General features: G+C 72.0%; 13 protein-coding genes. 8 read left to right on the forward strand and 5 right to left on the reverse strand.

Translation table 11 applies throughout. From position 1 onward, the window contains the following. Nucleotides 1–23 precede the first annotated feature (23 nt). The 3 genes from ACRAKF_RS01855 (at nt 24) to ACRAKF_RS01865 (ending at nt 4,244) form a co-directional block, all read left to right on the forward strand. Complete coding sequence (locus tag ACRAKF_RS01855) at nt 24–1,289, forward strand: SLC13 family permease (RefSeq protein WP_447034909.1); 1,266 nt, start codon at nt 24–26, stop codon at nt 1,287–1,289. Between the two features lie 107 nt (nt 1,290–1,396). Beyond that, entirely contained in the window at nt 1,397–2,860 is a 1,464-nt protein-coding gene (locus tag ACRAKF_RS01860) for an acyl-CoA synthetase (protein ID WP_447034911.1), read from the forward strand. A gap of 46 nt (nt 2,861–2,906) precedes the next feature. Next, nucleotides 2,907–4,244: a carboxyl transferase domain-containing protein gene (locus ACRAKF_RS01865; protein WP_447034913.1), complete on the forward strand. Its 1,338-nt coding sequence runs from the start codon at nt 2,907–2,909 to the stop codon at nt 4,242–4,244. 15 nt (nt 4,245–4,259) lie between these two features. Here ACRAKF_RS01865 and ACRAKF_RS01870 read toward each other — a convergent pair whose 3' ends face one another. Together ACRAKF_RS01870 and ACRAKF_RS01875 are read right to left on the reverse strand one after the other, a co-directional pair. Next, the gene (locus ACRAKF_RS01870; RefSeq protein WP_447034915.1) at nt 4,260–5,036 is read right to left on the reverse strand and encodes a thioesterase II family protein; all 777 of its coding nucleotides are present in this window, start codon (nt 5,034–5,036) and stop codon (nt 4,260–4,262) included. After that, a complete protein-coding gene (locus ACRAKF_RS01875) occupies nt 5,033–6,028 on the reverse strand; it encodes an LLM class flavin-dependent oxidoreductase (RefSeq protein WP_447034917.1) in 996 nt (331 codons plus the stop codon). Before ACRAKF_RS01875 ends, ACRAKF_RS01870 begins: the two co-directional genes overlap by 4 nt. Nucleotides 6,029–6,415: 387 nt before the next feature. Here ACRAKF_RS01875 and ACRAKF_RS01880 point away from each other — a divergent pair, with 387 nt between their 5' ends. The 3 genes from ACRAKF_RS01880 to ACRAKF_RS01890 all read left to right on the forward strand — a co-directional run bounded on the left by ACRAKF_RS01880 (nt 6,416) and on the right by ACRAKF_RS01890 (nt 9,928). After that, nucleotides 6,416–7,282, forward strand: coding sequence for an AfsR/SARP family transcriptional regulator (locus ACRAKF_RS01880; RefSeq protein ID WP_447034919.1), 867 nt, complete (start codon nt 6,416–6,418; stop codon nt 7,280–7,282). A gap of 257 nt (nt 7,283–7,539) precedes the next feature. Continuing rightward, nucleotides 7,540–8,475, forward strand: coding sequence for a helix-turn-helix domain-containing protein (locus tag ACRAKF_RS01885; protein ID WP_447034920.1), 936 nt, complete (start codon nt 7,540–7,542; stop codon nt 8,473–8,475). Nucleotide 8,476: 1 nt separating this feature from the next. Then, nucleotides 8,477–9,928, forward strand: coding sequence for a flavin-containing monooxygenase (locus ACRAKF_RS01890; RefSeq protein WP_447034921.1), 1,452 nt, complete (start codon nt 8,477–8,479; stop codon nt 9,926–9,928). 81 nt (nt 9,929–10,009) lie between these two features. Here ACRAKF_RS01890 and ACRAKF_RS01895 read toward each other — a convergent pair whose 3' ends face one another. Genes ACRAKF_RS01895 through ACRAKF_RS01905 form a run of 3 tightly spaced genes read right to left on the reverse strand, consistent with a single transcriptional unit; the run spans nt 10,010 to nt 16,426 of the window. Continuing rightward, entirely contained in the window at nt 10,010–11,596 is a 1,587-nt protein-coding gene (locus tag ACRAKF_RS01895; RefSeq protein WP_447034922.1) for a long-chain-fatty-acid--CoA ligase, read from the reverse strand. Continuing rightward, complete coding sequence (locus tag ACRAKF_RS01900; RefSeq protein WP_447034923.1) at nt 11,593–16,137, reverse strand: type I polyketide synthase; 4,545 nt, start codon at nt 16,135–16,137, stop codon at nt 11,593–11,595. Before ACRAKF_RS01900 ends, ACRAKF_RS01895 begins: the two co-directional genes overlap by 4 nt. Nucleotides 16,138–16,162: 25 nt before the next feature. Beyond that, entirely contained in the window at nt 16,163–16,426 is a 264-nt protein-coding gene (locus ACRAKF_RS01905; protein WP_447034925.1) for an acyl carrier protein, read from the reverse strand. Between the two features lie 200 nt (nt 16,427–16,626). Between ACRAKF_RS01905 and ACRAKF_RS01910 the strand changes: the two genes are divergently transcribed. Both ACRAKF_RS01910 and ACRAKF_RS01915 read left to right on the forward strand, forming a co-directional pair. Then, complete coding sequence (locus tag ACRAKF_RS01910) at nt 16,627–18,093, forward strand: CoA transferase (RefSeq protein ID WP_447034927.1); 1,467 nt, start codon at nt 16,627–16,629, stop codon at nt 18,091–18,093. Nucleotides 18,094–18,129: 36 nt separating this feature from the next. After that, nucleotides 18,130–18,687, forward strand: coding sequence for a carboxymuconolactone decarboxylase family protein (locus ACRAKF_RS01915; RefSeq protein ID WP_447034928.1), 558 nt, complete (start codon nt 18,130–18,132; stop codon nt 18,685–18,687). Nucleotides 18,688–18,912: the final 225 nt, after the last annotated feature.

The raw sequence follows: 18,912 nt of genomic DNA on the forward strand, positions 1-18,912 counted from the left end.
ACGGCCCCAGGACGGGAGCCCACATGTCCGCGGAACTCATCTCCATCCTCGTACTCGTGGTGGTCTTCGTGATCGCCACCACTCGCTCGATCAACATGGGCGCGCTCGCCTTCGCCGCCGCGTTCGCGGTGGGCGAGCTGGCCGCCGACCTGGACGCGGACGGCATCTTCGCCGGTTTCCCCGGCGACCTGTTCGTCGTCCTGGTCGGCGTCACCTATCTGTTCGCGATCGCCCGCTCCAACGGCACGACGGACTGGCTGGTGCACGCGTCCATACGACTGGTCGGCGGGCGCATCGCGCTGATCCCCTGGGTGATGTTCGTGATCGCCGGCGCGCTGACGGCGATCGGAGCGGTCAGCCCGGCCGCGGTGGCGATCGTCGCACCGATCGCGCTGAGCTTCGCGGCACGTCATGGCATCAGTCCGCTCCTCATGGGCGCCATGGTGGTGCACGGCGCGCAGGGCGGCGGGTTCTCGCCGATCAGCATCTACGGGTCCATCGTGAACGGCATCGTGGAGCGCGAGGACCTGCCGGGCAACGAGGTCGCCCTGTTCCTCGCCTCGCTGTTCGCCAACGTACTGATCGCCGGCGTGGTGTTCGTACTGTTCGGCGGTCTCAGGCTCGGCCGCAAAAGGGCCGCGGCGAGTGACGCCGACTCCCCCGCCGACTCCCCCGCCGACGAGGAGACGCGGCTCACCGCACCCCGCGTCGCCACCCTCCTGTCACTCGTCGCGCTGGTCGTCGCCGTGCTCGTCTTCGACCTGGACGCGGGGCTGACCGCCATCACGCTCGCCGTGCTGCTGAGCGCGGTGTGGCCGGACACCAGCCGCAAGGCGGTCGGCGAGATCGCCTGGCCCACGGTGCTGCTCATCTGCGGTGTCCTGACCTACGTCGGTGTACTGGAGGAAATGGGCACCATCAAGTGGGCCGGCGAGGGCGTCGGCGGCATCGGTGTCCCGCTGCTCGCGGCCCTGCTGTTGTGCTACATCGGCGCCCTGGTCTCCGCGTTCGCCTCGTCCGTCGGCATCATGGGCGCGCTGATACCACTGGCCGTGCCGTTCCTCGCCCAGGGGGAGATCGGGGCGGTCGGGATGATCGCGGCGCTCGCGGTGTCGGCGACCGTGGTGGACGTCAGCCCCTTCTCGACCAACGGCGCCCTCGTCCTCGCGGCGGCGCCGGACGTCGACCGGGAGTACTTCTTCAAGCAGCTGATGGTGTATGGAGGGGTCGTGGTCGCCGTGGTACCCGCCGCGGCGTGGCTGGTGCTCGTGGTCCCAGGATGGGGGTGAGGGTGGATGCCGACACACATCGGCCGCGGAGAGACCAAGGCCCCACCGATCCACCACCGCCCCGGCGACACCACAACACCCCGCACCACCTGGAATGGAGTCAACACATGAGTGCCCACCCGCAGATGATGTTCCCCGCCCTGGCCGAGGGTGGCCCGCGGCCCGCGCTGCGCTTCGGGGAACGCTCGCTGACGTACGCCCAGCTCTCCTCGGCGGCCGCCTCCCTCGCCTCGTCCCTGGGCTCGGCGCGGCGCGTCGCCGTATGGGCGACACCCACCCTGGAGACCGCGGTCGCGGTGGTGGCCGCCCTGCTCGCGGGGGTGCCCGCGGTGCCGCTCAACCCCCGTCTCGGCGACCGTGAGTTGGCGCACATCGTGGCGGACAGCGAGCCGTCGCTGATCCTGGCCGCGCCGGGCGACGAACTGCCCCCCGCGCTGGCGGAAGTGGCCCGCCGGGACATCGAGACCGACGTCACGGCGCCGGCCCCGCCGCTGTCCCCCGAGCCGGGCCCCGAGCACCCGGCGCTGATCGTCTACACCTCCGGCACCACCGGCCCGCCCAAGGGCGCCGTCCTGCCGCGCCGGGCCCTGACCAGCACGCTCGACGCGCTGGAGGACGCCTGGCAGTGGCACGCGGACGACGTACTGGTGCACGCGCTGCCGCTCTTCCATGTGCACGGGCTCATCCTCGGCGTCCTCGGGCCGCTGCGGCGCGGCGGATCGGTGCGTCACCTGGGCCGGTTCAGCACCGAAGGCGTGGCGCGCGAGCTGAACTCCGGGGCCACGATGCTGTTCGGGGTGCCGACCATGTACCACCGCATCGCGGAGGCCCTCGCTGCCGGCCCCGGCGACGCCGTACTCGCCAGGGCGCTGTCCGGTGCGCGCCTGCTCGTGTCGGGCTCCGCCGCACTCGCCGCGCGCGACCACGAGCGGATCGCCGCGGCGACCGGCCGGAGCGTCATCGAGCGGTACGGAATGTCGGAGACCCTGATGAACACCAGCGTGCGGGCGGACGGGCAAGCGCGCGCGGGAACCGTCGGAGTACCGCTGCGCGGTGTCGAACTGCGGCTGGTGGACGAGGCGGGGGCGCCGGTCGGGGCCGGTCCCGATGCCGTGGGTGAGATCCAGGTGCGCGGCCCGAACCTGTTCACCGAGTACCTCAACCGGCCCGATGCCACCGCCCAGGCGTTCACCGAGGACGGCTGGTTCCGCACCGGGGACGTGGCCGTACGCGACACCGACGGCTATGTGCGGATCGTCGGGCGCAAGGCGACCGACCTCATCAAGAGCGGTGGCTACAAGATCGGCGCGGGTGAGATCGAGAACGCGCTCATGGAGCACTCCGGTGTACGGGACGCGGCCGTGACCGGTGAGCCGGACGACGACCTCGGCGAACGCGTCGTGGCATGGATCGTGCCCGCGGACTCCGAGCGCGTACCGACCCTTGAGGTGCTGGCCGACCATGTCGCGGCACAGCTCGCTCCGCACAAGCGACCGCGGACCGTCCACTACCTCTCCGAGCTGCCACGCAACGACCTGGGCAAGATCATGAAGCGGGCTCTCCGTGCGTGAGGGAGAGCCGCGGCGAACGGACGCGGGCCCAGAGGCTCCGGCGCGCATGAGCGCGCGTGCCGTACTCGCGGCCGTCGCCGAGACGTACACGGAACTGCCCGCACCCGGGAGGGCGCAGGCGGACGGCGAGCAGGCCGACGGCCCGCTCGGCTGGCGGGGATACGACGCGGCCAGGCGGAGCGCGGCCGAGCGGACCGGCGAGAGCGAGTCCGTCGTCTGCGCCACCGCCGACATCGGTGGCGTGCCCGTGGTCGCGCTGTCCTTCGAGTTCGGTTTCCTCGGCGGGTCGATCGGTCGGCGGACCGGCGACCGGATCGAGGCGGCCCACGGCCACGCACGGGCGCGGCGGCTGCCCGTGGTCACCTTCGTCGCCACGGGCGGCAGCCGGATGCAGGAGGGCATGCTCGCCCTGTCCCAACTCCAGCGGGTGGCGCGCCAGAGCGCTCTCACCCGGGAGGCGGGACTGCCCCAACTCGCCGTGCTGCGCGATCCGACGACGGGCGGCGGGTGGGCGACGCTCGGCGCCGGGGCCGACATGGTGGTGGCGCTGCCCGGCGCTCAGGTGGCGTTCGCCGGATCGCGGGTACGGCCCCCCGACGCGGACCCGGCCGCCTACACGGCCGAGGCGCAGTTCGCGGCCGGTCACATCGACGCCGTCGTACCTGCGGGAGAGCTGCCCGGCGCGCTCGCGCTGCGGCTGAAGCTGCTGACGTCCCCGCGCGCCACTGCCCCCGTCCCTCCTCCCGACGCCCTCGGCGTGACGGACCTGCCCCGCACCGGCTGGGACGCGGTGACCCGGGCCCGCGCGCCCGGCCGGCCGCGCGCGGACGCCTACCTCGACGCCTTCTTCACGGCACGCGCCGAGGTGTCAGGGGACCGCTGCGGCGGCCGTGACCCCGGGATGAGCTGCGGCTTCGGCCTTCACGATGGCCGTACGGTGGCGTACGCGGCCCAGCGGGGCACCGCGACGCGGCCCGCCGGGTACCGCACGGCGGCCCGCCTGATCCGGCTCGCGGACCGGCTCGGCGTGCCCGTGCTGACCCTGGTCGACACCCCCGGCGCCGCCAATGACGCGGCGGCCGAGCGGGCGGGGGCGGGGGCGGCGATCGCCGATCTGTTCGCGGCGGTGGCCTCGGCGAGCGTCCCGCTGACCACGCTCGTCATCGGTGAGGGCGGTTCGGGCGGGGCGCTCGCGCTCGCCGCGCCCGGCAACACCTGGGCCACGCCGGACAGTTACTTCTCGGTGATCGCGCCGGAACTGGCCGCCGCGATCCTGAAGCGTCCGCCGTCCGCGGCACGCTCCACGGCGGACGAACTACGGGTCCGGCCGCAGGATCTGGTCGACCTCGGTGTCCTGCGGGGTGTGGTGCCGGCCCGGGGCTGAGAGCCTGTGTCCCTCTCATACCCTCGCCCGCAGCTTCCGTACATGGCGCTCCACGCTGTGCTGCACCGCCGCCGCGTGGTCGAAGAGGTGGAAGTGGCCGGCGGGGAACTGGGTCGTGCCGAGGAAGTCCGTGGTGTGGTCCGCCCAGACGGACATGGCATCGGGCGGCACTATCGGGTCGCTCGCGCCGCCGTAGGCGGCCACCGGGCAGGGCGCGGGTTCGCCGTCCTCGTGGAGGCTGCCCGCGGCCAGGAAGTCGGCGCGGATCGCGGGCATGATCGAGGCCAGGGTGGCCGGGTCGAGTGCCGTGCCCTCCGTCAGCAGACCCAGTTCGCCGACGCGGGCCAGGAGTTCCTCGTCCCGCATGGTGGCGACCCGGGCGAGTTCGGCGGCCCACCCCAGTCCCGGCGCCCAGGAGGAGACGGCCAGGAGCGCGGGCGCGGGCAGGCCGTTCCAGGCGGCGGCCACGGAGAGACGGTAGGCGAGCATGCCCCCGAAGCTGTGGCCGAACAGGACGTAGGGACGGCCGTCGAGTTCGGCCTCGAACGCCTCCTGGAGTGCGTCCAGGAGCGGTTCGACGTCGGTGAAGGGCTGCTCGTCGAACCGCTCCTGGCGTCCGGGCAGTTGCAGGGTGCGCACCTCCATGGTGGAGGGCAGGGTGGCGCCCCAGGCCTGGTAGGCCGGGGCCGTGCCTCCGGCGTGCGGGAACAGGAACACCTGGTGGCCCGCGTTCGGATCGGCCCCGGACGTGGTGAACCAACGGGCCCGTCGGGTGCTGCCGGTGGTCGTCATGCGCTCTCCTGATCCGTCTGGCGGGCCTTGGACATGAGGACGTCCGCGATCTCCCGCAGGTGTGTCTCCGGTCGCAGCGATCCGATGCGGAGCACGATGTGGCGCGCCCCCGCCCGTACGTAGTCGGCGAGGCGCTGCGCGCAGTGCTCGCTCGGGCCCCAGGCGTAGGCCTGGATGGCCGACATCTGCTCCAGGGTGCGGCCGTAGCAGTGCTCCAGGTAGTCGTCCAGCTCGACCCTGGCCCGCTGCTCGTCCGTGCCGACCGTGACCGTGAGGTACAGGGCGGGGATCACCGCGTCGGCCCTGCGTCCCGCACGGCGGCAGAGGTGCTCCAGGCGTACGCGCGCGCGGGCGTAGGCGTCCGCCGAGGCGAGGAAGGGCAGCCAGCCGTCGTAGCGGCCGGCCGCCCGTTCGAGTACACGGGCGGTGTCGTCGGCGACGAGCCACAGCGGCGGTCCGTCGGGCGCGGCGGGGCAGACGAGCCGGTCCAGGCCCTCCGCCTGCCAGTGTCTGCCCGTGAAGCGGTTGGGCGCGCCGGGCCGGGTGCTGCACCAGGCGGTCCGCCACAGCGCGGTGATCTCGTCGAGCCGGTCGGCCCGGTCGCCCGACGAGGCGCCGACGGCGGCCAGTTCCTCGGTGGTCTCCGGCGAGGGGAACCCCGAGCCCACCCCCAGGACGAGCCGCCCGGAGCTGACGTGGTCCAGGCTGCTGGCCATGTTGGCGGCCACCAGCGGGTGACGCAGCGCGGGTGTCAGGGTCGCGGTGCCCAGGTGCACGCGGTGGGTCACCGCGCCCACCGCGGACAGCACCACCAGGGGGTCGAGCCGGGGGCGTGCGGTGAGGGAGTCACCCGTCCACAGCGAGTCGAAGCCGAGTTCCTCGGCCCGTCGCGCGAAGTCCAGCAGGGGGGAGACGCTGTACTCGCCGAGGATCGCCTGCTCCCTGGTCGGCAGCAGGACTCCCACACGCAGTGGCTGACGGGCAGCCCCCATCGCACACCTCTTTCTCGGATCGTCGTGGTCAGTGGTTCCTGCGACCCAAGCAGCCGCGCCTGACAGATGGCTGATCGCCCGGTGAGAGCGGGGCGGCCCACTTGGTTCCATTGGGGCCGTCCATTACCTCGCACGTAATTGCCCCGGCGTCTTGCCGCGTCCGAACAAGCCAGGAGTGAAGGCCGAAGAGTCACGTACATCGATGGAAAACGCGCAATAGCTGTCCGAGATGCCCGCGTCCGACCCGACATCAACCGCGTGAAATCAGCTTTGCGGCAATGAACTCGAACTGGCGCGGAACCGACGCCTGCCACTTCTTGGCACTTGCGGCCACGAAGGGCGCCGGAGTCAATTGAAGTAACCGTGCTCGGCAGGAGGAGAAAAGTGATGGCTTATTCTCAGTTCGACGACACGGGCCGCGGTACCGGCGCGCCGCTGCCCTCCGGACCCCAGGCCCAGGACGCCTCGGGAACCGGTCAGGTCTTCGCTTTCCTGGGCCCGCTGGAGGTCCGCGCGGGCGGCCGTACGCATGGTGTCAGCGGCAACCGGCAGCGCACCCTGCTGGCGGCGCTGCTCGTGAGCCCCGGCCGTCAGCTGTCCGCCGAGCAGCTCTACACCGAACTGTGGGGGGAGAACCCGCCGCCCACCTTCGAGAACTCGCTCCAGGCCCACGTCTACCGCTTGCGCAGGACCTTGCAGCAGACGGCGGGCGAGGACGGCCCCGCGCCCGAGCTGCTCACCCGCTCCTCGGGATATGTCCTGGAGCTGGGCGGGGCGCGGACCGACGCGGCGGCCTTCCGCCGACTGACCGGCCAGGCCCGCGCCTGCACACGGGAGCACCCCGCCGAGGCGCACCGGCTGCTCGGCGAGGCGCTGGCGCTCTGGCGCGGCGAGCCCTTCCAGGACGTCGTCCAGGGGCCGATGGCGCAGAGCGTGGCGCTGGCCCTGGAGGAGGAGCAGCTGTGCGCCGTCGAGGACAGGCTCTGGCTGGAGATGCAGCTCATGGACCCGATGCACAGCATCAGCGAGCTGAAGCGCATGCGCACGATTCACCCGTGGCGGGAGCGCCTGACCGAGATGCTGATGCTGGCCCTGTACCGGACGGGACGACAGGCCGAGGCGATGGAGACGTACGACAGCACGCGGCGCAGGCTGGCGAGCGAGCTGGGCGTGGAGCCCTCGCTGAAGCTGCGCGAGCGGCTGCGGGAGATCCTCAACCAGGCGCCCTCGCTGGACGTGGCCGTCCCCGCGTAGTCGGCGAGGGAGCAACGCCGCGAGGAGGCGTCAGCAGCGCGTCAGCGCACTCCGCGAGGATATCCCTTGAGCAAACTCCGCTGTGGGCGACGGAAATGAGGAGAGGGACGGGAAGCGGGAATTCAATTCCGGCACCCCCTTCTTTTCGCCCCACTGAGGATCCGCATTTGCTGTCCCCTTTCCTGTGGCAATCCCACGGAAGACGGAAGAGGAAGGCGTTATTGCGGTTATTTGTTCGAGAGTGAACACTCTGGTGTATGACCTCACAGCTTATGCACCGAGAGAGTCCGGGTGTCGGATCGCTGTTGCGGGAATGGCGGAACCGGCGGGGCCTCAGCCAATTGGAGCTGGCCTCGCGCGCCCGCTGCTCCACCCGGCACATCAGCTTCATCGAGACCGGCCGCGCCCGCCCCAGCATGGACGTCCTGCTCCGCTTCGCCGCCGACCTCGACCTGCCGCTGCGGGACCGCAACGTCCTGCTGGTCGCCGCCGGGTTCGCTCCGTACTTCCAGGAGTCGAGCATGGACGGCCCCGCCCCCAGCGTCGTACAGAAGCGATTACGTCGCCTGGTCAACGCCCACGAACCCCACCCGGTGCTGGTCTTCGACGCCCAGTACCGCATCGTGGAGGCGAACCGCACGTTCGGTGTCCTGGTCGGTGACGTCTCCCCCGATCTGCTGCGCCCGCCGGTCAACTTCCTGCGGCTGCTCCTGCACCCGCGAGGTCTCGCGCCCCTGATGCCCGACCAGGGAGCGTGGCGCGAGCACCTCGTCGGCAGGCTGCGCCGGCACGTGACCAAGACCGGGTCGGCGCCACTCAAGGCGCTGTACCAGGAGGTGAGCGGCTACCCCACGCCGCCGGCCGACCGGCACGGTGGCCGCCGCCCGGCCGAGGCGGACGGCGTCTTCGACTTCCCCTACGCGCTGCCGCTGCGCCTGGTGCGGGGCGGCCGGACGCTGTCCTTCATCTCGACGGTCATGACCTTCAACGCCTTCGCCGACGTCGCCGTCTCCGAGCTGGCGGTCGCGACGCTGCTTCCCGCCGACGCCGCGACCTCCGCCGGTCTGCGGTCCCTGCGGGCGCGCCCGCGGGGGCGCCAGGCCGTGGGCGGACGGCCCGTCAGCGGCCTCTCAGGCGTCGATCAGGAGCGCTGGCCAGGGTGGTCGCAGGAAGAGGCACTACGAAGGGGATGATATGGACGAGGACTTCGAGGTCGTCATCATCGGCGCCGGGATGTCGGGCCTCGGCATGGCCGCCCGACTCAAGGAGGCCGGACGGCACGCGTTCACGGTTCTGGAGAAGGCCGGCTCGATCGGCGGGACCTGGCGCGACAACACCTACCCCGGTGCGGCCTGTGACGTGCAGTCCCACCTGTACTGGTACTCCTTCGGCGAGCAGCCCGACTGGAGCCGTACCTACGCCGGGCAGCCGGAGATCCTGCACAACCTCGAACGGTTCGCCGAGAGCCAGGAGTTGGCGGAGCACATCCGCCTCGGCGTGGAGGTCACCCGGGCCACGTGGTCCGACGACGACGGCCGCTGGCTGCTGAGCACCTCACGGGGTGAGCGGCTGCGGGCCCGCGTCCTGATCACGGCGTGGGGGCAGCTCGACCGCCCGGCCTGGGCGCGCATCGAGGGGGTGGACAGCTTCGCCGGACGCCAGGTGCACACGGCTCGCTGGCCCGAGGAGCTGGATCTGACGAGCAAGCGGGTCGCCTGTATCGGCAGCGCGGCCAGCGCCGTGCAGCTCGTGCCCGCCATCGCGGAGGCCACCGAACGCCTCACGGTGTTCCAGCGCTCCCCCAACTACCTGCTCCCCCGGCAGGACCGGGCGCTCGCGGACGACGAGCGTGCCGCGCTGCTCGCCGAACCGGACCGTTATGCCTCGCTGCGCGAGGAGCTGTACCGGGAGCGCGACGGCTGGGCCGTCGGCCTGCGCGACGACGGCAATCCGGTGCGGGAGGAGTTCCAGCGGGTGGCGGGCGAGCACCTGAGCGCGCAGGTCACCGACGACCGGCTCCGCGACCGGCTCACCCCCGACTACGCGTTCGGCTGCAAGCGCGTGCTGATCAGCGACGACTACTACCCCGCGCTGTCCCGCGACAACGTCGACGTGGTGACGGAGCCCATCACCAGGATCGAGCCGGAGGGCGTCCGCACCGCCGACGGGCGGCGGCACGACGTCGACGTGATCGTGCACGCCACCGGCTTCCAGTCGCTGGACCGCACAGGCGGCGTGGAGATCGTCGGCCGCGACCTGCTGACGCTGCGCGAGGCGTGGAAGGAGGGGCCCGAGGCGTACCTCGGCGTCTCGGTCAGCGGCTTCCCCAACATGTTCATGCTGTACGGCCCCAACACCAACCTGGGCCACCACTCGATCCTCTTCATGGTGGAGAGCCAGATCGCCTACGTGCTCCAGGCCCTCGACGCCCTCGACGCCGGCCGGGACCGCACCCTGGACGTCGCCCCCGAGGTGCAGCGGCGCTACAACGAAGAGCTGCGGCGGGACCTCGCGGGCACGGCCTTCGCCGCCGGCTGCGGAAGCTGGTACACCACGGGCGACGGCCGCGTGGTCAACAACTGGTCGTCCAGCATCGAGGCCTACCGGGAGCGCACCGCGGTCTTCGCGCCGCAGGACTACGTCTGAGGGGCCTCAACACCCGCGTACGGCGGTGGCCCGCTCCCCTCGGTGAGGGGGCGGGCCACCGCCGTGTGCGGGTACGGCCGGTCAGCTCTTCGCGGCGGCGAGTTCGTCGCGCACCGCCCGCCGCAGGACCTTGCCGCTGGGGTTGCGGGGCAGGGCATCGGCGAAGTCGTACGACGTGGGCATCTTGAAGTCCGCGAGGCGGCCGCGCAGGAACAGCAGCAGGTCGCGGGCGCCGGCCCGCTGCCCGGGCGCCAGGACCACCCGGGCGTGCACGGACTCGCCCCACCGCTCGTGCGGCACACCCACCACGGCGGCCCCGGCCACGGCGGGGTGCCGGGCGAGGGCGTCCTCGATCTCGGCGGGGTAGACGTTCTCCCCCGCCACGATGATCATGTCGTTGACCCGGTCGCGGACGTGGACGTAGCCGCCCTCGTCCAGGAAGCCGGCGTCGCCCATGTGCACCCAGCCGTCGACCACGGTGCGCTCCGTGGCCTCGGGCAGCCGCCAGTAGCCGAGCATCCGGGCCGGGGTGCGCACGCAGATCTCCCCGACCTCTCCGGTGGGCAGCACCTTGCCGTCGGGGTCCTCGATGCGTACTTCGATGCCCGGGTAGGGGCGGCCTGCCGCGCGCAGCAGCGGGCTGCCGGGGACGTGGTCGGCGGGCGGCAGGCAGACGGCGAAGTTGCCGGTCTCGCTGCTGCCGTAGATCTGGAGGAAGTCGCAGTCCAGGACGTCGATGGCCCGGCTCAGCAGCTCCTCGCCGATCGGGGAGCCGCCGTAGACCACCTTGCGCAGGGTGCCGAGCGCGCCTCTGGCCGCGGCGGGTTCGGCGAGCATCAGCTCCAGCATGGTGGGTGCCACGATGGCGGTGGTGACGCCCTCCTCGGCGATCACGCGTACCGCGTCGGAGCTGATGAAGGCGGGCAGGGAGACCACCGTGGCACCGGCGTTGAACGCCTGCATGCCGTAGGAGAGACCGCCGATGTGGAAGCCGGGCAGACCGATCAGGCTGCGGTCGCCGTCCTTCCAGTCCAGCCAGTCCAGGCCGTGGCCGTCCATCGCCTCGGCGACGTTGAAGAAGCTGCGGTGGGGCAGGACGACGCCCTTGGGCAGGCCGCTGGTGCCGCTGGTGTAGATCTGCACGACGGGGCTGTTCTCGCCGTCCGCCGCTTCCTCGTCGCCCTCGGACGGCTGCCGGTCCGCGTCGGCGGCCACCACGCGCTTGCGGGCGGCCAGGGACTCGGCTTCGGCGGTGTGGCCGTCCAGGCACAGCAGGGTCCGCAGCGTGGGGAGGCCCTCGCGCACCTCGGCGGCCACCGGCAGGTGTTCCTCGTCCACCAGGAGCACCTCGGTGGTGGAGTCGCGCAGGATGTGGTCCACCTCCTGCGCGGTCAGCCGCCAGTTGACGGGGACGAGGACCGCGCCCGTCCGGGCGCAGGCGAAGGCCAGCTCCCAGTACTCGACGGCCTCCTTGCCGAGATATCCCACGCGGGAGCCGGGCACGACGCCGGCTTCGCGCAGCACCTGGGCGGTGCGTCGGCTCTCGCGGTCCAGCTCCCGGTAGGTGAGCGTGCGGCCGGAGCAGATGACGGCCGGCTGGTCGGGCCGGAGCGCGGCCTGCCGGTCGATCACTTCCCGGAGTGTCCGCGTTCGTACTGACGTGGTCATCGGTGTGCTCCCGTCTCTGCCTGGTGCGCCGGTGCCTCGGCACCGGACAGCAGTTCTTCGATGTATGCGCTGAGCAGGTCGACGCCGGGCCGGTCGAAGGTGATCGACGCCGGCAGGGTGATCCGGAAGGCGGCTTCGAGGGCGTTGCGGATCTCGACCGCGTTGAGCGAGTCCATGCCCAGTTCGGCCAGTTCGGCGTCGGGCTCCACGTCGTCGGCCGACTCGAAGCGCAGGACGTCCGCGAGCCGGGCCCGTACGATCGCGTTGATCCCGACCGAGCGGGCGGCCCCCGGTGTGTCGGCCAGGGCGCCGATGTCGGTGCGGTCCCCGTCCGCGGTGGAGCCGGAGACCAGTTCCGCGAAGAGCGCGCTCGGCGCCCTGCGGGCCACGAATCGGTTCCAGTCGCAGTGGCCCATGAGGACCTGCGTGCGCCCGGCGTCCAGCAGTGCGGGCAGCGCGTCGGTGGCCTCGTCCTCCTCCAGGAGTGTGATGCCCTGACCCTCCCAGCTGCGGACCAGCGAGGCGCTGAGTCGCCGGCCCGGGTCCTTGGGCGCCCAGGGCCCCCAGTTGACGGCGGTGGCGGGCAGGCCCGCGGCGGCGCGCTGGGCCATGAGGTGGTCGAGGAAGGCGTTGCCCGCTCCCGCGCCGGTCTGGGTGGCGGCGCCCAGCAGGGCTCCCGCCGTGGAGCAGCCGAGGAAGAAGTCAAGATCGGGCAGGCCTGTGGTGGCCTCGTGCAGCAGCCAGGCGCCGTAGACCTTCGTACGGAAGACGGCGTCCAGGCTCTCCCAGGTCTGCTGGGCGAGCGGCAGGTCCTGCGCGGCCTCCTGGGCGGCGTGCACCACGCCGCCCACGGGCGGTGCCGTCCCTGCGAGTTCGGTCAGGACGCGGGAGACGTCCTCGGCGGAGCCCAGGTCGCAGGGGTGGACGCCGGCCGTGACGCCGTCGCCGAGGTCGGGTGCCGGGCCGCCGGTACGGTTCAGGAGCGCCACGTGGCGGGCGCCCAGGGCGACGAGGCGGTGGGCGAGGGCCCGGCCGACCATCCCGGTGGCGCCGGCCACCACGTACGTGCGGTCGGGGCGGATGGTGAGGGGCGCCGAAGCCGCGGGCACGGGGTCGGCCGGGCGCAGCCGGCGCACCCAGCGCCCGCCGTCGCGGTGGACGATCTCCAGTTCGCTCTCCCCCGCCGCGAGCCACTCGCCCACCAGGCCGGAGGCGCCGTCGGTGCCGGGTTCCAGGTCGACCAGAGTCACCCGGTATCCGGGGTACTCCATGCCCAGGGCACGCCCGAAGCCCCACAGGGTGGCCGCGGCCGCCGGGTCGGTGCCCTTGTCGCCGGGCAGGTGCTGTGCGCCCTCGCTGACCAGCCACAGCCGCTGACCGCGGCCGAAGCCCTCGCGGGCCAGCGTGTCCAGTACGGCGAGCAGGTCGCGGTAGTTGGCCTCGCACTCGGCGCGCAGCCGGGCCGTCGCGTCGCTGTCCTTGGGTGCGGCGGTGCTGGGACCGGTGCCGGTGTTGGTGCTGGTGTGCCACAGCCAGCACACGTCGGTGGGGCGTTCGCCGTCCAGCGCCTTTGCCAGGGCTGCCGGGCCCGCGGCCACGGTGAGGGTGACGCCGTCGGCGGCGGCCAGTTCCGTGAGCGCCTGCGGCAGTCGGGCGGTGTCGCCCACCACCAGTACGCGCCGCCGCTCGCGCCGGGTGTCCGGCAGGGCCTGGGTGACCCAGTGCTGCTCGTAGAAAAGGCCGCCCGCGCTCGGCCGGCCCTCGGGGTCACGCTCCGCCTGCCGGGCCGCCTCGGCGGCCCGGCGCTGCTTGGTGGGCAGCCAGTACCGCTTGCCGTCGAAGGGGTACGAGGGCAGCGCGATCCGGTGCTGCGGCGCGCCCTCGTGGTAACCGGCCCAGGAGACGGGCACGCCCGCCTCGTACGCCTTGGCCAGGGACCGGCGGATCATGTCGCCGTCGTGGTCGTCGCGGAAGGTGCTGCTCAGCCAGACGTGGTCGCCCTCGCCGGCCGAGGTCCTGGCCAGGGCCGTCAGCGCGGCCGAGGGGCCGAGCTCGACGAAGACGTGCCGTCCGCGCTGGTCCACCGCCCGGACGCCGGCCTCGAACTGCACGGGCTCCAGCAGGTGCCTGACCCAGTACTCGGGGTCCGCCATCTGCCGTCCGCGGGCCACGCGCCCGGTCACGTTGGACACCAGGGCCATGGTGGGCGTGCGGAAGTCGACCGTGCCGAGCACCTCGCGGAACTCGTCGACGATCTCGGCCATCAGCGGCGAGTGGTACGGAACGGCGCCGCGCAGCGGGGTGACCTTCACGCCGCGTTCGGTGAGGCGGCGGCCCGCGTCGGCCAGCGCCGCGTCACCGCCGGTGAGCAGGCACTGGCCGGGGCCGTTGACCGCGCCGATGGTCAGGTCGGGGTAGCTTTCGAGGAGCGGGGCCACCTCGTCGGCCGGTGCGCCGACCGCGGCCATGCCGCCCTTGCTGCGCACCGCCTCGCTCAGCCGTCCGCGGGCGGCCACCAGACGGGCCCCGTCCTCCAGGGAGAACAGACCGGCCACCGCGGCGGCGGCGAACTCGCCCAGGCTGTGGCCCATCAGGACCGAGGGGCGCACGCCCCAGGACAGCCACAGCCGGGCCATCGCGTATTCGAGGCTGAACAACGCGGGCTGGAGGTAACGGGGTTCGTGGATGCGCTCGGGTGCCTCGCACTCGCCGCGGACCAGCTCACCCAGGTCCACGCCGAGCAGCGGTGTCAGGATGCGGTCGCACTCGTCGAGGGCGGCGCGGAAGACGGGGTACTGCCGGTGGAGGGCCGCGCCCATGCCGGGGTACTGCGTGCCCGTACCGGAGAAGAGGAACGCCACCTTGGGGGCGCCCGCCGAGCCGCCGCGTGCGGCGCCTTCGGCCAGGGCGGTGACGCGCCTGCCGAGCGCCCGTACGGTGGTGTCGCGGTCGCCCACCACCTCGGCGATGCGGTGACGGAAGTGCGCGCGACCGGTGTTGGAGGTGCGGCACAGGTCGGCGAGCGGCGTGTCGGGGTGCCGGTCGAGGTGGTCGAGGTAGCGCTCGGCCAGGCGCCGGAGCGAGGTGCGGCTCTTGGCGGAGAGGGTGAGTACGGCGCTGGGGCGCGCGTCGTCCTCGTACGCCTGTGCCGCCGTGTCGGCCGGGGCCTCCTCCAGGACGACGGAGGCGATCGTGCCGGTCACCCCGAACCCGTTGACCATCGCGCGTCCGGTGTCCGCGGTGGGCCAGGGGCGGACCTCGGTCGGGACGGTGACGGGGGCGTCGTCCCAGGCGATGCGCCGGGAGGGGGTGACGAGGTTCAGGTGCGGGAAGACCGTCTTCTCCCGCAGTTGCAGCACCGCCTTGATGAGGGAGCCCGCACCGGCGGCGCCCTCCATGTGACCGATGTTCGTCTTCAGCGATCCGACCACCATGGGCCGTTCCTTGGTGTGCGAGGTGGCGAACACATCGCTGATGGCGTCCATCTCGGTGGGGTCGCCGAGCGCGGTGCCCGTGCCGTGGGCCTCGACGTACTGGATGTCACCGGGTCCGAGCCCGCTCCGGGCGAGGGCGGAGCGCATGACCTGTTCCTGGGCGGCGCCGTTGGGTGCCACCAGGCCGGCGCTCTCGCCGTCCTGGCCGACCGCGGAGCCCCGGATCACGGCGTGGACGGTGTCGCCGTCGCGCCGCGCGTCGGAGAGCCGCTTGAGGACCAGCACCCCGCACCCCTCGGCGCGGGCGTATCCGTCGGCCCGCTCGTCGAAGGTCTTGCACTGGCCGTCGGAGGCCAGCACCCCGCCCAGGGAGAGGATGGCGTGGTTCTGCGCGTTGTGGATGACGTTGACGCCGCCGCTCAGCGCGACCCCGCACTCGCCGCCGCGCAGCGCCTGCACGGCGAGGTGGGTGGCCGTCAGGGACGAGGAGCAGGTGGTGTCGACGGTCATGCACGGCCCGCGCAGTCCGAGGAAGAACGAGAGCCGGCCCGAGACCGCGCTGTGGGTCAGGCCGGGCGCGAGGTAGCCGTCGAGGTCGGCGGGGGCGAGGTCGGTGGACTCGAAGATGTAGTCGAGTGTGGTGACGCCCATGAACACGCCGGTGTCGCCGTGGCGCAGGGAGACGGGGTCGATGCCCGCGTGTTCCAGGGCCTCCCAGGCCGTGTGGAGGGCGAGCCGCTGCTGGGGGTCGATGTAGGGCGCCTCTTTGGGCGACACCGAGAAGAAGGCGGCGTCGAAGCGGTCGACGTCGGGCACGAAGCCACCGCGCGGCCACCCGTCGCCCTCTTCGCCGGGCGGGGCGGTGTCCGGGGCCATCTGCCGGCGCTCGCCCGCGGGCAGCGGCCCGATGCCGGAGCGTCCTTCGCGCAGGAATTCCGCGAACGTGTCTACGTCATTGTTTCCGCCCGGAACACGAAGGCCCATGCCCACGATGGCTATGGGTTCGTATTTTTCGCGCTCAAGGGCGGCGAGCGCCTCCTCCTTGCTTCGTAGATCAGCGATCACGGCGGCGAATTCGGCCGCCGTCGGATTGGATTGCTCCGACATTTATTCCCTCCGGTCAGGAAACAGATCACGCACAGAGATGGTCTATCAACTGACCGGCCGTGGGGTGACCGAAAAGAGCGGCCGTGGAAATCTCGCACTCCAGCTTCCGCTCCAGGAAGAGCTTCACCTCGCTCAGCCGCAGGGAGGTGAGCCCGAGGTCGAGGAAGCCCACGTCCAGCGGGAACTCCTCGTCGTCGGTCATGAAGAGAGCGCTCCTGAACTCCCTTACCACCAGCTCCTCGACGAGCTCCCGACGCTCGTGCTCCGGCAGGAGCCTCAACTGTTCCATGGCGAGAGAATCATGTGACACCCGCCCCACCGCCTCTCTACGTATCGATTGCTGCCCCGCAATCGAAACAGCCCCACCTGATAGTGAACTGATAGCCCACTGATGGCGGACTTCCGCAGCGTGCGGCGGTTTCCTGCAAACGCCATGGAAATATTCATCGCCCGGTTTACCGTCACCGAATCGGTGTTATGTTCCCTGACATGAACGCAAACGAATTCGACGTGATCGACGAATTGGACAGGACACTCAAGACACTGGGTCTCTCGCGCGGCGAAGCCGTCAGTGAACTCGTCGTGGACGGACAGGACCCGCTGGTGCCGTCCACCCTCCGGCTGGGCTCGGCCATGGGCATAGCCCTGCTGTCCGCCGCCGTCGGCGCGGCACAGATCTGGCAGGCCTCGACGGGCCGTTCCCAGCGCCTGCGCCTCGACCTGGGCCAGGCGCTGCACCAGCTCACGCCCTACCTCGGCGGCGGCAACACCCTGAACGGCTACGGCTCGAACATGGGCAGCGTCCTCGGGCTCGACGGCGCTCTCGCCCCGGCCCTGTGGGACCTGTACCGCACCGCGGACGACCGTTGGGCCATCCCGATCGCCTGCTATCCGAACACCCGTGACACCTTCCTCGACCTGCTCGGCACCGCGCACACCCGCGAGCACATCGGCGCGGCCATCGCGGGCCGCGTCTCCTGGGAGCTCGAGGAGGAGGCGGCCGCCCGGGGTGTCCCCCTGGCGATCGTCCGCAGCAGGGAGGAGTTCCTCGCCCACCCCCAGGGCAAGGCCGTGCTGGCCGAACCCCTCGTATCCGTCGAGCGAGTGGGCGACGCCCCGCCGCGTCCGCTGCCGGCCGGTGCCCAGCCGCTGTCCGGGCTGCGCTCCCTTCAGTTCACCCACGTCTTCGCGGGCACCGCCGCCGGCCGGGTCCTCGCCGAGCAGGGCGCCGACGTACTGCACGTGTGCGAACCGAACGCCTTCGACCACGACCTGTGCTGGAACGAGACCGGCGTCGGCCTGCGCTCGGCCCGGCTCGCCCTGAAGCCCGACGCCGAGGGCGACGGTGCCGGGCGGCGCGCCTTCGACGAGCTCCTGCGCTCGGCGGACGTGTTCGTGCACAACCACCGCCCCGCCAAGATGGCCGCGCTCGGCCTCACCCCGGAGGAGATCGCCGAGATCAACCCCGGCATCATCCACGTCTCCGTGCGCTGTTACGGCCACAGCGGCCCCTGGCAGGAACGCGGCGGCTTCGACCAGCACGCCCAGGCCCTGACCGGCGTCAACTGGAGCGAGGGCCAGGACGGCCGCCCCCAGTTGCCGCCCGGCCGCATGCTCAACGACTACCTTGCCGCCTATCTCGCCGCCGCCGGCGTCATGAGCGCGGTCCTGCGCCGCTCCCGCGAGGGCGGCAGCTACCAGGTGCGGGTCTCCCTCGCCGGTGTCTCCAACTGGGCCTACCAGTTGGGCACCTTCACGCGCGAGCAGTCCGAGCAGCTCCTCCCCCCGGCCACGCTGGCACCGCCCCGGCGCCTCACCCGGGCCACCCCGCTCGGCGACCTCTCCCTGGTGGCCCCGCCGGTCGCCCTGAGCGAGACCCCGGCCGCCTGGCGCGGCCCGCTCCTCGTCCCCCGGGGCTCGTCGCAGCCGCGCTGGTACGACGACATCGCGTCCTGACCCACGCCCTCCGACCCGTCCGAAGAGAGAGTCGCCATGTCCCGTATCCCCTGCCTCGACGACGAGGCGATGCCCGAGTCCCTGCGCTCCCTCAGCCAGGGGCGCATCATCAACGTCTACCGGATCCTCGGCCACGCGCCCCGGTCGGTCACGCAGATCGCCCATCTCGGCGCCGCGCTCTTCGCCGAGGGCAGCCTCAGCCCGATGGACCGCGAACTGCTCATCCTCACCTACGGCACCATCTTCGAGGCCGAGTACGAATGGGAGCAGCACGTCCCGATATCCCGGGCGGTGGGTGTCACGGACGCCCAGCGCGCGGCCCTGCGCGCCCGACGCCACGACGCCGACGTCTTCACCCCGGCACAGCGGTCGCTCCTCGCTTTCGCCGCGGCCGCGGCCGCCTCACCCCTGGTGGACGAGGCCCGCTTCAAGGCCGTGGCGGCCCACTACACCGAGGAGCAGCTCGTCGAGACCCTGATCCTCGCGGGTTTCTACTTTCTGCTCGCCCGCGTCTGCACCGTCCTCGACGTCGAGACGGACGCGCCTCAGACCGACGAGCTGGTGCGCATGGCGCAGAGCATGCACGGCCGCTGACGGCCCGGTACCGGCGAGGACCTTGCGGCACACCGGCTCCGGCGGCCGGTGTGCCCTCATGTCCTGACACGGCCCGGTGTTCCGTCAGGGCGTCACAGAATCTGCATGACACCTGGTCATCGAGTGCAACCGTTCGTGCACACGACAAGTTATCGTTGACCAAGGAAAATCCAACTGGCCTGTTTCCGGCCGCCAGTTGACTGACACGTGTGCCATGGGACGCGC

Source organism: Streptomyces sp. DSM 118878 (assembly GCF_052936595.1).

Bases quoted from the DNA above. Each gene is read 5' to 3' on its own strand.
- ACRAKF_RS01905 (WP_447034925.1), bottom strand. From the start codon at position 16,426: ATGGAACAGTTGAGGCTCCTGCCGGAGCACGAGCGTCGGGAGCTCGTC.
- ACRAKF_RS01855 (WP_447034909.1), top strand. From the start codon at position 24: ATGTCCGCGGAACTCATCTCCATCCTCGTACTCGTGGTGGTCTTCGTG.
- ACRAKF_RS01910 (WP_447034927.1), top strand. From the start codon at position 16,627: ATGAACGCAAACGAATTCGACGTGATCGACGAATTGGACAGGACACTC.
- ACRAKF_RS01885 (WP_447034920.1), top strand. From the start codon at position 7,540: ATGACCTCACAGCTTATGCACCGAGAGAGTCCGGGTGTCGGATCGCTG.
- ACRAKF_RS01870 (WP_447034915.1), bottom strand. From the start codon at position 5,036: ATGACGACCACCGGCAGCACCCGACGGGCCCGTTGGTTCACCACGTCC.
- ACRAKF_RS01860 (WP_447034911.1), top strand. From the start codon at position 1,397: ATGAGTGCCCACCCGCAGATGATGTTCCCCGCCCTGGCCGAGGGTGGC.
- ACRAKF_RS01915 (WP_447034928.1), top strand. From the start codon at position 18,130: ATGTCCCGTATCCCCTGCCTCGACGACGAGGCGATGCCCGAGTCCCTG.
- ACRAKF_RS01875 (WP_447034917.1), bottom strand. From the start codon at position 6,028: ATGGGGGCTGCCCGTCAGCCACTGCGTGTGGGAGTCCTGCTGCCGACC.
- ACRAKF_RS01900 (WP_447034923.1), bottom strand. From the start codon at position 16,137: ATGTCGGAGCAATCCAATCCGACGGCGGCCGAATTCGCCGCCGTGATC.
- ACRAKF_RS01865 (WP_447034913.1), top strand. From the start codon at position 2,907: ATGAGCGCGCGTGCCGTACTCGCGGCCGTCGCCGAGACGTACACGGAA.
- ACRAKF_RS01890 (WP_447034921.1), top strand. From the start codon at position 8,477: ATGGACGAGGACTTCGAGGTCGTCATCATCGGCGCCGGGATGTCGGGC.
- ACRAKF_RS01880 (WP_447034919.1), top strand. From the start codon at position 6,416: ATGGCTTATTCTCAGTTCGACGACACGGGCCGCGGTACCGGCGCGCCG.
- ACRAKF_RS01895 (WP_447034922.1), bottom strand. From the start codon at position 11,596: ATGACCACGTCAGTACGAACGCGGACACTCCGGGAAGTGATCGACCGG.